This window comes from Microcoleus sp. B5-D4, assembly GCF_036705145.1.
In the GTDB taxonomy this organism is placed as follows: Bacteria; Cyanobacteriota; Cyanobacteriia; order Cyanobacteriales; family Microcoleaceae; genus Microcoleus.
This window is the reverse complement of record NZ_JAUBTV010000024.1, coordinates 33,929-46,766: the sequence shown is the minus strand read 5'-3', so window position 1 is coordinate 46,766 and position 12,838 is coordinate 33,929. Positions and strand designations below refer to the sequence as shown.

Below are 12,838 nucleotides of genomic sequence, written 5' to 3'. Positions count from 1 at the left end.
CCCTACAATTAATTACGGTAGGGAAACGGCACTGCCGTTTCCTCTATATCATTCCGGTTACACCGGAATAGATATGATTTATCTTTGAGACACTAATATTTGCATCCGTAGTTCTTTCAATACAATACAATATTTGCCACCGCAATAAAACCATGAAATTTACCCTAGATGTAGAAAACAATCCCACAGGTTGGCCAGATCATACTCAACTACCCGAATCAGACGGTACTTTTGTGAAAAATTTTCAAGAACATCCCCAAAGCATCCTGCTAACAGATTCAATTACTCCCGTTTTGCAGAGAATTCACGCTGACGGTAACTATTGCATCGGTCAAGATAGCGGTATTTATTGGCGATTAACTGAGCCGCTAGAACGGGGTGCAGAAGCGCCGGACTGGTTTTATGTGCCTAATGTCCCGCCAACACTTGATGGTCAATCGCGCCGTTCATACGTGATGTGGCAAGAGTTTGTATCGCCGTTGATTGTGTTAGAGTTTGTATCCGGGAATGGTGCCGAAGAACGGGACAGAACTCCTTTATTGCGATCGGGAAAACAGGAAACTAAGCCGGGTAAATTCTGGATTTATGAAAATGTCATCCATCCGGCATTTTACGGAATTTATGAAGTAGCCAAGGCTAGTGTTGAAGTCTATCATCTGATCGAAGATAGGTATCAATTAGTTGCTGCAAATGAACGCGGTCATTATCCGATTGCACCGTTAGGAGTGGAATTGGGAATTTGGCAAGGAGTGTATCAAAATGTTGAATTACCTTGGTTGCGCTGGTGGGATAGTGAAGGGAATCTGTTGTTATCTGGATCTGAAAGAGCAGAACAAGAACGGCAAAGAGCCGATCGCGCCGAAGACCAATTAGAGCAATTGCGCGCTCAGTTGCGATCGGCTGGAATTGAACCAGAATTGTGAATTGTCTGAAAGTGCGATCGCCCCCAGCCCCAGCGATCGCACCTAAAAACTTTACAATGGCGATCGGGAACATCGATCGCTCCTATTGAAGCTAAAATCGAACAACAACCCAAAATAAATCTATGGGACTCTTTGACAAGATTCGCGGCGAATTTGTCGATATCATCGAATGGTTGGACAATACCAGCGACACCATTGCCTATCGATTCGAGCGTCACCAAAACGAAATTAAACAAGGTGCTAAACTAACTATACGACCCGGACAAATAGCAGTCTTTGTCAGCGAAGGCCGAGTTGCCGATGTCTTCGATCCGGGAATGTACGAACTGTACACCCGCAACTTACCCGTTCTGGGCACCTTAAAAGGTTGGCCCTACGGTTTCAACTCTCCCTTTAAAGCAGAAGTCTACTTTTTTAACACCAAAATATTTACCAACCTGAGATGGGGAACCTCTAACCCTGTAATTATCCGCGATCCAGAACTCGGCCCCGTGAGAATGCGGGCTTTTGGCACATACAACATTAAAGTTTCCCATCCAGAACAACTCTTAAAACAACTAATCAGCACTGACGGACTATTTCAAGTAGATGAAATCAGCGATCAACTCCGCAATACAATAGTCAGTGCCTTTGCCAATTGGGTTGGCAATTCCCGCGTTCCCCTGCTAGACTTTGCAGCCAACTACACCCACATGGGCGAACAGGTGCGAGTTGCCATAGAGCCAAGTATCCAGCAGTTTGGGTTAGAGTTAACTCAGCTATTAATTGAAAACATTTCGATGCCGCCTGAAGTTGAAGAAGCACTCGACAAACGAGCCTCAATCGGACTTCTGGGAAATATGCAGCAATATACCCAATATCAAGCTGCTAACGCCATAGAAGCATCAGCAAATAACCCCAGCGGCGGCAATCAAGCATTAGAATTGGGCATGGGAATGGCACTAGGTCAGCAAATGACAAATATGATGCAGCCGCCAGCATCGCAAACTCCGCCGCCACCTCCCCCGCCAACACAAACTCAGTGGTATATTGCCCAGAACGGTCAACAATTAGGGCCTTTTGAGTTGCATCAACTTCTGCAAAATGGTTTGACACATCAGGTAATGGTGTGGCGTGCGGGTTTTGACGGCTGGAAGTTAGCATCGCAAGTGCCAGAATTAGCATCTTTGTTGGCGACAGTACCGCCGCCTCCCCCGCCCGCCGCCGCCTAAAATTTTGCATATTTAATTAATTGGTAATTGGTAGGCTTTCCCGATTACCAATTACATCACCAATAAACTATTATGAATACTTCGGAACCTGCTGTTAAACGTTTTCCATGTCCTAGCTGCGGCGCTTATTTAGAGTTCAACCCCCAAGCAGGAAAGCTCAAGTGTGCTTACTGCGGCTGGGAAGATGCAATTCCCCAAACTGCTGAAGAGGTAAAGGAAAATTCTTACGAACAATATCTCCAACTCGATCGCACGACGCTGACAACTTTATCAACAACAGCCCTTGAAGTAAAATGCAATGATTGCGGAGCAAGTGTTACTTTTGAACCGCCGAAAGTAGCGGGTAAATGCCCATTTTGTGCTTCGCCAATTGTGACGCAACCTGCAAAGGCTAGTCCTAGCGTCCACCCAGAGGGAATTGTACCCTTTGAAGTTAGTGATAAACAGGCCAGAGAAAGCATTCAGAAGTGGCTCAGCAATCGCTGGTTTGCTCCCTCTGCTTTGAAATCCCTAGCGCAGCAGGAGAAAATTCAAGGGGTTTATTTGCCGTTTTGGACTTACGACACTTATACGGTTAGTTACTATCAGGGTTCTCGCGGAGAACACTACTACGTAACTGAGACTTATACGGAAACCAACTCGGAGGGCGAAACTGAAACGAAGACTCGCCAAGTGCAACATACCAGGTGGTGGCCTGCTTCTGGCAGAGTCGATCGCCCTTTTGATGATATTCTGATTCCCGCTACAACTTCGATCGATCGCCCGCGTCTGGATGCGTTAGAACCTTGGCATCTCAAGGAGTCGCTGCGCGCTTACAATTCATCTTATTTAGCTGGGTTTGAAGCGCAGCGATCGCAAGTTTCTCTCACTCAAGGATTTGAATCTGCTAAAAATGTCATGGCCGGTACTATTCACTTCGATGTTTGTAGGCATATTGGAGGCGACGAGCAGCGGGTTCACAGCATTTCTACTGATTACAATGCTATCACTTTTAAGCATATTTTGCTCCCTGTGTGGCTGTGCGCCTATCGCTATCAAAACCAGCGATATCAAGTAATGGTTAATGCACGCACCGCTGAAGTTCAAGGCGAACGTCCCTACAGTGTTTGGAAAATTACTGCTGCTGTTGTTAGCGGTGTCGTGCTTGCGGGTGTTATGTACCTATTGTTTACTGGTAATTGGAAATATATCCGTGTGCCCGGCCTGCCTCAACCGCAACCCCAACCAACTTCCCTACCTGTACCGAGCCAAAAATTACCCCCAGTTCCTATTCCCTCTACCGCACCTGTACCGAGCCAAAAATTACCGCCAGCGCCTGTTCCCTCTACCGCACCTGTACCGAACAAAAAATTACCGCCAGCCCCTCTTCCCTCTTCACTGTAGCAATTCTGGATGGAGCAATCATCGGAGGCGGCGGAGGCATCGTAGGTGTAGTAGTCGCGATCGAGGTCAATCGATTTTAGATTTTAGATTTTAGATTTTAGATTTTAGAGGCGACCCCACGGATAAATGCGGGGGCAATAAGTGATTTTCGATTTTCGATTTTCGATTGATTCCCCGGATAAATCGCGTGGCGGGTACCACCTTTGAAATTCTTGGTCAGTAAAATTAACTCAATTATTATTTGCTCCGAATCAATAAATTTAAGGTAAATCTACCTTAAGGAGTACACAAGAGGGTTTTTACGTAATTTTTTTAAAACACCTAAATTAAAGAGAGCTTATTCTCTTTAATTTAGGTGTTGCTTTAAGGATAGATTATGAGTACAGTCTATTTAATTGTACTGAGAATTTTAATAAAAATACTATTTTCAGAAAAGATATATAAAATACGAACTATCAACATTTAAGAACACATTGAAGAACTGCACTTTATAGCATATTAAACATACTGAGAAAGCGAAATTTGTAAATATCTTGTGTCAAAAATCAAACAAATATTTAATTATTACAAAAAAAATAACAGAATAGGAGAATCACTTGTATGAATCAAAATCAAATTAAATGGTTGGCGGCAGCTCTAATGCTAATAGATCACATCGGATTGATGATTGAAGCAGAACCCATGCGTATCATGGGCCGCCTCAGTTTTCCGTTGTTTAGTTGGGTGTTTGCTCAAAACTGGAAACGACCGGGGGACAAAAATCCTCTAATTACTCGACTGATATTATTTGGGGTACTTTCTCAAATACCTCATATGTTACTTTTTGGCAATTTACAGTTAAACATCATGTTTAGCTTTGCCGTAGCAGCACTAACTTTGAGCTACATCCGACGCTTCGATCGCAAAATTGCAGTTTTAAGCACAGGTCTAGTAACTGCTCAAATTTTAGGAGTGAGTTACGGGTGGTATGCAGTGGCTTGCCCGCTATTGATGATTAGGTGGAAAGGAGGAGGATCTCGCCTTTGGTGGTTCGGCTGGACTATAGCAAATATCGGATATGCAATTAGTTGCCAAAGCTGGATTCAAATTTTCGCCATATTCGCGCCGCTAGTTCTGGCATACTACGATACCTCTAAAGACAAAAAACCCACGGCTATAGAAAAAAGATTTTTCTATTATTTTTACCCACTACACCTTGGGGGGCTAGCGGCACTGCGAACAATTGTCTAAATAAGACTGGGAATTCTAATTACTTAATTCTTGATTTTTTATTTAAACGAAGTACAACCGCGTCTCTGAGCGATCGCCCCCAGAAGAGTGCGATCGCTTTCTAAACTCTATTGCCAACATTCAACTGACCGAGGCGCTTCAAAATACTCAGCACGCTGTACAAATCATTCCCCGGATTGAAAAGGTAAAACTTCCTAGAAAAAGCGTACTGTGCTTTTTCCCGCTTAACTAACTTGACAAATAGAAAATCTGCCCCATTCATTAACAATCCGTAAGTAGGTCGATCGGCACTCAGATTAGCTAACATATAAGCCAGTAACTGCGGAATCCCTACCTCCAAAGAAAACGCAGCTTTCTTAGATTCAATAACTACTACCCAAAACTCCTGAAACAAAGCCAAAACATCCAACTGTCCCCTGACAATAGTTCCTTCATCCTCGTCAACAATTTCTACCGATTTTTCGGAAGTAACATGAAAAGGAGCAAGATAGAAATCAGCTAAATCCAAAAACGGAGACAGCACAACCATTTTGACTGTATTTTCTAGAAGTGGCGGATGTTTGAGCAAATTCCTGTAACTTGCCTTCACTCTGTCCAGCCGCTGTTTTTCAGCATCATTGATTTCTGGCAAATCATCTTGCCACTCGCGAAAGAATTGGTCATCTTCAACCCACTCAATTTTGAATTGGGTTTCCAAATCGTTCAACGCGACATTTCTAGCTTGAATTGTTTGTACCATAAATTTAAGTAAGCAATTCATCAAAATTTGCTCTTAATTTATGATAGCAATAATTGCTAAATTTCCGTTAATCAGGAATTAGGCATACACACCAAAGAAACCGGGTTTTTTACCGAATCTATGGGTCACAACGAAGTAGGGTCGTAAAAAACCCGGTTTCTGACCACCCGATCGCCCCGCACCCCTCACCTCCACCTTCCCCAATTCCCAAAAAAATGTAACGAGTTGTAAAGTATAATTAAACCGAAGCGAACACAGAGGCCAAGTAGTATCAAATGCGAGTTGCGATCGCCGGAGCAGGCTTAGCAGGACTTTCCTGCGCTAAATATCTTACCGACGCGGGCCACACCCCCATCATCCTAGAAAGTCGGGACGTACTCGGCGGCAAAGTAGCCGCCTGGAAAGATGCAGATGGCGACTGGTACGAAACCGGCCTCCACATCTTCTTCGGTGCATACCCGAATATGCTCCAACTCTTCAAAGAACTTGACATTGAAGACCGGCTGCAATGGAAAGAACACTCGATGATTTTCAATCAGCCGGAAACCCCCGGAACCTATTCCCGCTTTGACTTTCCCGACCTTCCGGCCCCCTTCAACGGCGTCGCAGCCATCTTGAGCAACAACGATATGCTCACCTGGCCCGAAAAAATCCGCTTCGGTATAGGTTTGATTCCGGCGATGCTTCAGGGTCAAAGATACGTCGAAGAAATGGACAAATACTCGTTTTCCGACTGGCTCAAAAAGCAAAACGTCCCCCCCAGAGTCGAAAAAGAAGTATTCATCGCCATGTCCAAGGCGCTCAACTTCATCGACCCCCACGAAATATCTGCAACCATACTGCTGACAGCCCTCAACCGCTTCCTGCAAGAGAAAAATGGCTCGAAAATGGCTTTTTTAGACGGTTCCCCCACAGAAAGGTTGTGTCAGCCGATGGTAGACTACATAACTGAGCGCGGCGGTGAAGTCCGGCTGAACGCACCCATTGGGGAGTTTTTGCTCAACGATGACAACACGGTGCGCGGCTTCCACATTCGGGGCGTCAAAGGGGCAGAGTCAGAAATTCTGACGGCCGATATTTACGTTTCCGCGATGCCGGTTGACCCGCTGAAGCTGATGATGCCGAAACCTTGGGGCGAAATGGATTATTTCAAACAGCTCGAAGGTTTGGAGGGAGTACCCGTCATTAATGTACACTTGTGGTTCGATCGCAAGCTAACTGAAATCGACCATTTGCTGTTCTCGCGATCGCCCCTGCTGAGCGTCTACGCCGACATGAGCAACACCTGCCGCGAATATGCCAACCCAGACAAATCAATGCTGGAACTGGTTTTAGCACCGGCCAAAGACTGGATAGGCAAATCTGACGAAGATATCGTCGCAGCCACAATGGTCGAGTTAGAAAAACTCTTTCCCGATCAAATCCCAGAACCAGCCAAACTGCTCAAATATCACGTAGTCAAAACCCCTCGTTCCGTCTACAAAGCCACTCCCGGACGCCAGCAGTGCCGTCCCACGCAAATAACTCCCATTAGCAATTTCTATCTAACGGGGGATTATACGATGCAGCGTTATCTTGCGAGTATGGAAGGTGCCGTGCTTTCTGGTAAGCTGACAGCGCAGGCTATTTCGACGGCCAATAACAAATGAAAAATTAAGAATTTTTCATAAAGACGTAAAAGAATCTCCCGTTTTCTAAACGGGGGAGTGTCAATTCTAATCTTTAAATTTCTTATTCTCGGATGCTGCAACTGTCAAAACTCCAGTGCATGAGAACTCTGGCCTCTTTGGATGAATCCTACGAACTGTGCCGCCAAGTCACGGCGAGTTATGCCAAAAATTTTTATTTAGGCACTCAACTCATGCCCGAAGCCAAGCGTCGGGCGATTTGGGCGATTTACGTCTGGTGCCGCCGCACCGACGAACTCGTAGACGGGCCGGGTTCTGATGCAACGACCCCTGAAACCCTCAATTTGTGGGAAAAACGGCTAGAATCGGTGTTTGCCGGCCATCCTCACGATGACTACGACGTAGCTTTGGTGGATACGCTGTCTCGTTTCCCGATCGACATTGGGCCGTTTCGAGAGATGATTGCGGGCCAGCAAATGGACTTGTACCGCAGCCGCTACGAAACTTTTGAAGAACTCAATCTTTACTGTTATCGAGTAGCGGGTACTGTCGGGCTGATGTCGATGTCTGTTATGGGTGTAGGCGAATCGAACTCCGCTGCTAACTGGAATTGGCACTGGGGGAATAGAATTCCCAAAGAAGAAGCCATCTCCCTCGGTATTGCCAAGCAGTTGACTAATATTTTGCGCGATGTCGGAGAAGACGCCCGCCGCGGCCGCATTTACATTCCCTTAGAAGACTTAGCCTTGTTTAACTACACGGAAGAAGATTTATTCAACGGTGTGATTGACAACCGCTGGCGGGAATTGATGCGGTTTCAAATTCAGCGAGCTCGCAAATTATACGCCAGCGCCGAACCGGGAATTAAAGTGCTCAGTCCCGATATTCGCTGGACTGTTTGGGCTGCTACAATGCTCTACAGCAGAATCTTAAATGCGATCGAACGCAATCAGTATGATGTGTTTCAGAAGCGGGCTTACGTTACCAATTCTCAGAAACTGCTGTGTCTCCCCGCCGCTTGGATGAAGTCAAAAGTGCTTTAGCCGCAGGCAATTTTGCTAGCGATTCGGCAACGGGTAAGGGGTATTTGTCAAGTTACAAATTATATGATGTCCAGCAAATTGCATATTAGGTTTGTGGGGACGCGGTAGTGCCGTGTCCCTATGTTTGGTTAGTTAATTTAAGTCAAACTATAAGTCAAATTAGTGGAGTAGCGGGCGGAATTTTCAATTGGGCGATCGAAGTTTCCAACAATTGCTTTTCCTGCTGGAGTTTTGCTTCTAAATTTTGAATTTGTTCTCGGCGGGCTTCAACTTCAATCAAGCGGCGAGACAATTCTTGACTCTGCAAAGTGAGAGATTGCCTCCACCCTTCTGCTTTCTGGGCTTCTTGCTGCAAAAAATCGGGAGTAAAGCCTGTTGTTAAATATTTCTCAACTAATTGTAGTACCCAGTTTGTAGCGGATTGAATATTGACAACCTGGTTATTTTCGCCAATATCTGCTAATACTAAAATCCCTTCATTTAAAACATTAGTTGCAGAGTAAATTGGATTTTGAGCAAAATCTTGCGGTAATGTCAAGAAACATTCTTCACTAAGAATAGCCCAAGTATCATCAGAATTTTGGCAAGCCAGCAATTGCAGACTTATCTCGCCTAAATTTTCCTGATTTTGTACTTGGGCTAAATATAACATGAGGGTTATTAGTGATTGGTAATTTTTGTTTGGCCTAATTTTTACTATTTTTCTCACACGGAAGTGCGATCGTCCTAAAAAGGAATATACTCAACAGCATTCATCCATTCATCAGATTCCGAGGCTAAAGTAATGAGTTCCAAATCCTTAACAAATTGTCCGATCGTACCGCCTAGCTGATGTCCAAATATCAAACCAGCAAACTGTCTTTCCTGACGCTGCCAATCTTGAGCCATTGCCCTAAAACGGATATCTTGAGTAAACAATACTCTCCCTAGCTGAGTGGCACGTTCCAAAAGTTCATCATCCGGCAATTCTGTCGCACCATCTTCGATCGCCGTCAAAACATCTACACCACGACGGCGCAACTGCTCGGTAATTGCTTGGGGAATGTGAACGTCCATGTACAGAAAAATTGCCACTTACAATAATCCCTTAGCTCGCATTCTCACGAAAAATGGTGAAGGTAAAAGCAAAGATTTTTCCTGTTGTACCTGCTCCCATTCCGCGCGAATCTCCTGCTCAATTTCAGATTGAAAGTCGAAGTAATAAGCCATCGCTGCATGAGCCTCCGACGGCATCAAATAAGGATGCTGGCGGCACATTTCTTCGACTGACCAACCGTAAGCTAAATAATCCATCACAATCTGAACAACCCGCACGCGGGGTATCCGCTGCAACCGTGCGGGTTGACCCGCTACTTTCTCGATATGAGGATAAATTATTGATAGCATAGTGAGATCCCAAACTAAAATCTCTAAATAGTTAAGTTAAAAACCAAAGACCTTGTAAAATCTTATTTGATTATAGCCGATCGCGCCTGCGGTGCGTGAGAGTCAATATTTTCCTTGGGATTCCCAGGTTTTTCGCCCTCACGCACCCTACAAATTGACTAAAAACCGTCAACTGTCAACTCTTAAAACAACTTTAGCCGATCGCGCAAAATCTCGGCTTGTTTTTCGGCTTCCGCCAAAGCATCCCTCGCCCCCTGAACCACATCAGGAGTAGCCTTATCCACAAACTTCTGATTAGTCAAGCGCGCCGCAGTATGCTTAATTTCAGCTTCCACCTTGCTCAACTTCTTCTCCAATTTAGCACGCAAAGCCGCCAAATCAACCACCCCAGCCAGAGGAATCAATACTTGCACAGTACCGACTACCCCAGCAATTGACCCCCCTTGCCCCCCCTTACCAAGGGGGGGATTAAGGGGGGGTTCTGCATCCAAACTAGCCGTAACAGTCAGATTTTCGACTTTTGCCAAATCCTGAATATAAACACCTCCATCTGAGATGATTTGGCGTTCTTTCTCGCTTTCGCTTTGCAAAATCGCCGTCACCTTCACACTGGGTTTGATATCAGCATCTGCCCGCAAATTGCGAATAGTGCGAATTGTACCGAACAACAACTCAAACTGCTGTTCTAATTCAGCATCAATTAGCGAGATATCAGCTTCAGGATAAGCTTGCAAAGCCAAACATCGATCGTCACCTGTTTGAGTCAGAGTGTGCCAAATCTCCTCAGTAATGTGTGGCATAAAAGGATGTAGTAGTTTCAGAATCCCTTCCAACACAAAAGCAAAAGTTTGCTGGGCCACTTTCTTAGAATTTGGTTCAGCATCCTGTTGCAAGCGAGACTTGACTAACTCAATATACCAGTCACAGAAATCGCCCCAAATAAACTCATAAAGTCCCTTCGCCGCTTCCCCCAAACCGTAATTTTCCAAACAATTGCGGCTTTGCTGTACAACTTGATTGTAGCGAGAAAGAATCCAGCGATCGCACAATTCCAACCCTTCCTCTCTCCCCCCCTCAACAAGGGAATCTTCTTCTCTCCCCCCCTTAGTAAGGGGGGGTTGGGGGGGGTGAGGAATTCCCAACTGCTGCGGCGTCTGTCCCTCCAAATTCATCATCACAAACCTAGCCGCATTCCACAACTTATTCGTGAAATTCCGCGAAGCTTCCACTGATTTCGATTCATCAGTTTTGCGATCGTACTCCATACGAATATTTTGACCGGCCCCTACCACTTCCTTAACCAAGGTGTAGCGCAAAGCATCAGTACCGTACTTACCAATCAACAGCAGCGGGTCGATACCGTTATTTTTACTCTTCGACATTTTCTGACCGTTTTCATCCAACACCAAACCGTGAATGTAAACAGTATCAAAAGGCATCTTTTCAGTAAAATGTCCGGCCATCATCGTCATTCTAGCAACCCAGAAAAAGATGATATCAAAACCTGTTACCAAAGTAGTTGTCGGATAGTAAAACTCCAAATCTTTAGTTTCGTCAGGCCATCCCAGAGTTGAGAAAGGCCACAACCCAGACGAAAACCAAGTATCCAGTACATCTGGATCTCTTGCTAGCTGCACATCCTTACCAAATTTAGCCGTAGCTTTTTCCTTAGCTTCAGCTTCAGTTTTCGCCACCACAAACGGCGTTGTATCAGTAATTTCGCCCTGGGTTTCGCTAACAGCATACCAAGCAGGGATTTGGTGTCCCCACCACAATTGTCGGGAGATACACCAATCCTTCAGCTTCACCAACCAATCGCGATAAACCTTTGTCCATCTGTCAGGAACAAAGACTGGTGAGTTACTTTGATCTAATGCTTCTAAAGCACGTTGAGAAAGAGGATCTATCTTTACAAACCATTGCGTAGATATCAAAGGTTCGACCGCAACTTTGCCACGTTCGCTGAAAGGAACAGTATGCTTATAATCTTCTATTTTAACCAAAACCCCGTCACTTTCTAACCGCTGCACCACATTTTTCCGGGCAACAAATCGGTCTTGTCCCTGGAACTCTCCGGCATTTTCATTTAAAGTGCCGTCCTTATTCATAATGTTAATAAACGGCAAATTGTGACGCTTACCCATCTCGAAGTCATTCGGATCGTGGGCGGGTGTCACCTTGACACAACCAGTTCCGAAAGTCGGATCGACAAACTCATCAGCAATGATTGGGATTTCGCGATTTGCGATCGGCAAAGTCACAGTTTTACCGATAAGATGTTTGTAGCGATCGTCCTGTGGATTCACCGCCACCCCAGTATCGCCCAACATTGTTTCCGGCCGAGTCGTCGCCACTTCCAAATAACCAGAACCATCCGTCAAAGGATAGCGGAAATGCCACAAATGGCCCTCAACTTCCTGCTGGTCTACCTCCAAATCCGACACAGCAGACTGACTAGCCGGACACCAATTCACCAGGTAATTACCGCGATAAATCAGCCCCTCATCGTACAGGCGGACAAATGCTTCTAAAACAGCAGCGGATAAGCCTTCATCCATAGTAAAGCGTTCACGCGACCAATCAACAGACACGCCCAAACGCCGCAATTGATTAGTAATAGTATTGCCCGATTCAGCTTTCCACTCCCAGGCCCGTTCCAAGAATTTTTCTCTGCCTAAATCGTGGCGAGTTTTGCCTTCTGCTTTGAGTTGCTTTTCGAGAATAGTTTGAACGGCGATGCTAGCATGATCCGTTCCCGGCAACCACAGGGTATTGCGTCCAGTCATGCGGTGATAGCGGACGAGGACATCAATCAGCGTCTCTTCAAAAGCGTGTCCCATGTGGAGGCTGCCGGTCACGTTAGGCGGCGGGATAACTACGCAGTAAGGTTCGCCGCCTTTTTCGGGGTCAGCTTTGAAGGTTTGGTTGTCTTCCCAGTATTTTTGCCATTTGGCTTCGGTGGCTTGGGGGTCGTATTGGGGTGGTAGGTTTGCGGTCATTGGCGAGAGGGTGCAGGTTTTATATATAAGATTGTGCCACAGGAGAGGGAAGAGAAGAGTTTTGAACCGCAGAGGGCGCTGAGGGCGCTGAGGGAAGAGTGTTGCGAGGGTTTTGGATGTCGTAAAAAAACCTTTCATCCCTCCCCTCTCTGGGCTCTCTGTGTTCTCTGCGGTAAAATCCTCTTAATATCTATTCACCTCTTTACAATCCACTCCATTAAGAGAAGAGTTTTGAACCGCAGAGGGCGCTGAGGGCGCTGAGGGAAGAGTGTTGCGAGGGTTTTGGATGTCGTAAA

11 protein-coding genes are annotated in these 12,838 nt (G+C 45.6%); 6 read left to right on the top strand and 5 right to left on the bottom strand.

Translation table 11 applies throughout. From position 1 onward, the window contains the following. Positions 1-152: 152 nt before the first annotated feature. The 4 genes from QUB10_RS13925 to QUB10_RS13910 all read left to right on the top strand — a co-directional run bounded on the left by QUB10_RS13925 (position 153) and on the right by QUB10_RS13910 (position 4,747). Positions 153-923: a Uma2 family endonuclease gene (locus QUB10_RS13925; RefSeq protein ID WP_333202938.1), complete on the top strand. Its 771-nt coding sequence runs from the start codon at positions 153-155 to the stop codon at positions 921-923. A gap of 122 nt (positions 924-1,045) precedes the next feature. Next, positions 1,046-2,134, top strand: a complete 1,089-nt coding sequence (locus QUB10_RS13920; protein WP_333202934.1) for an SPFH domain-containing protein — start codon at positions 1,046-1,048, stop codon at positions 2,132-2,134. Between the two features lie 72 nt (positions 2,135-2,206). Beyond that, a complete protein-coding gene (locus tag QUB10_RS13915; RefSeq protein ID WP_333202932.1) occupies positions 2,207-3,517 on the top strand; it encodes a hypothetical protein in 1,311 nt (436 codons plus the stop codon). Between the two features lie 600 nt (positions 3,518-4,117). Then, complete coding sequence (locus QUB10_RS13910; RefSeq protein WP_333202930.1) at positions 4,118-4,747, top strand: TraX family protein; 630 nt, start codon at positions 4,118-4,120, stop codon at positions 4,745-4,747. 100 nt (positions 4,748-4,847) lie between these two features. On the opposite strand, the gene QUB10_RS13905 is transcribed toward QUB10_RS13910, so the two are convergent. Further along, positions 4,848-5,486, bottom strand: coding sequence for a restriction endonuclease subunit R (locus tag QUB10_RS13905; protein WP_333202928.1), 639 nt, complete (start codon positions 5,484-5,486; stop codon positions 4,848-4,850). A gap of 275 nt (positions 5,487-5,761) precedes the next feature. Between QUB10_RS13905 and pds the strand changes: the two genes are divergently transcribed. Then, positions 5,762-7,135, top strand: a complete 1,374-nt coding sequence (pds, locus tag QUB10_RS13900) for a 15-cis-phytoene desaturase (protein WP_333202926.1) — start codon at positions 5,762-5,764, stop codon at positions 7,133-7,135. 92 nt (positions 7,136-7,227) lie between these two features. Next, positions 7,228-8,157, top strand: a complete 930-nt coding sequence (crtB, locus tag QUB10_RS13895) for a 15-cis-phytoene synthase CrtB (RefSeq protein ID WP_333202924.1) — start codon at positions 7,228-7,230, stop codon at positions 8,155-8,157. Positions 8,158-8,311: 154 nt separating this feature from the next. Here the strand turns inward: crtB and QUB10_RS13890 are convergent, their stop codons facing one another. The 4 genes from QUB10_RS13890 to QUB10_RS13875 form a co-directional block, all read right to left on the bottom strand. Then, positions 8,312-8,809, bottom strand: a complete 498-nt coding sequence (locus QUB10_RS13890) for a hypothetical protein (protein ID WP_333202922.1) — start codon at positions 8,807-8,809, stop codon at positions 8,312-8,314. 74 nt (positions 8,810-8,883) lie between these two features. Continuing rightward, the gene (locus tag QUB10_RS13885; protein ID WP_333060153.1) at positions 8,884-9,231 is read right to left on the bottom strand and encodes a DUF5615 family PIN-like protein; all 348 of its coding nucleotides are present in this window, start codon (positions 9,229-9,231) and stop codon (positions 8,884-8,886) included. Then, positions 9,232-9,543 carry a DUF433 domain-containing protein gene (locus tag QUB10_RS13880; RefSeq protein ID WP_333060152.1) on the bottom strand — a complete coding sequence of 104 codons (312 nt, stop codon included), beginning with the start codon at positions 9,541-9,543 and terminating at the stop codon, positions 9,232-9,234. Positions 9,544-9,725: 182 nt separating this feature from the next. Beyond that, positions 9,726-12,542: a valine--tRNA ligase gene (locus QUB10_RS13875; RefSeq protein WP_333202920.1), complete on the bottom strand. Its 2,817-nt coding sequence runs from the start codon at positions 12,540-12,542 to the stop codon at positions 9,726-9,728. Between the last annotated feature and the right edge of the window lie 296 nt (positions 12,543-12,838).

Bases quoted from the DNA above. Each gene is read 5' to 3' on its own strand.
- QUB10_RS13925 (WP_333202938.1), top strand. From the start codon at position 153: ATGAAATTTACCCTAGATGTAGAAAACAATCCCACAGGTTGGCCAGAT.
- QUB10_RS13920 (WP_333202934.1), top strand. From the start codon at position 1,046: ATGGGACTCTTTGACAAGATTCGCGGCGAATTTGTCGATATCATCGAA.
- QUB10_RS13915 (WP_333202932.1), top strand. From the start codon at position 2,207: ATGAATACTTCGGAACCTGCTGTTAAACGTTTTCCATGTCCTAGCTGC.
- QUB10_RS13910 (WP_333202930.1), top strand. From the start codon at position 4,118: ATGAATCAAAATCAAATTAAATGGTTGGCGGCAGCTCTAATGCTAATA.
- QUB10_RS13905 (WP_333202928.1), bottom strand. From the start codon at position 5,486: ATGGTACAAACAATTCAAGCTAGAAATGTCGCGTTGAACGATTTGGAA.
- pds (WP_333202926.1), top strand. From the start codon at position 5,762: ATGCGAGTTGCGATCGCCGGAGCAGGCTTAGCAGGACTTTCCTGCGCT.
- crtB (WP_333202924.1), top strand. From the start codon at position 7,228: ATGCTGCAACTGTCAAAACTCCAGTGCATGAGAACTCTGGCCTCTTTG.
- QUB10_RS13890 (WP_333202922.1), bottom strand. From the start codon at position 8,809: ATGTTATATTTAGCCCAAGTACAAAATCAGGAAAATTTAGGCGAGATA.
- QUB10_RS13880 (WP_333060152.1), bottom strand. From the start codon at position 9,543: ATGCTATCAATAATTTATCCTCATATCGAGAAAGTAGCGGGTCAACCC.
- QUB10_RS13875 (WP_333202920.1), bottom strand. From the start codon at position 12,542: ATGACCGCAAACCTACCACCCCAATACGACCCCCAAGCCACCGAAGCC.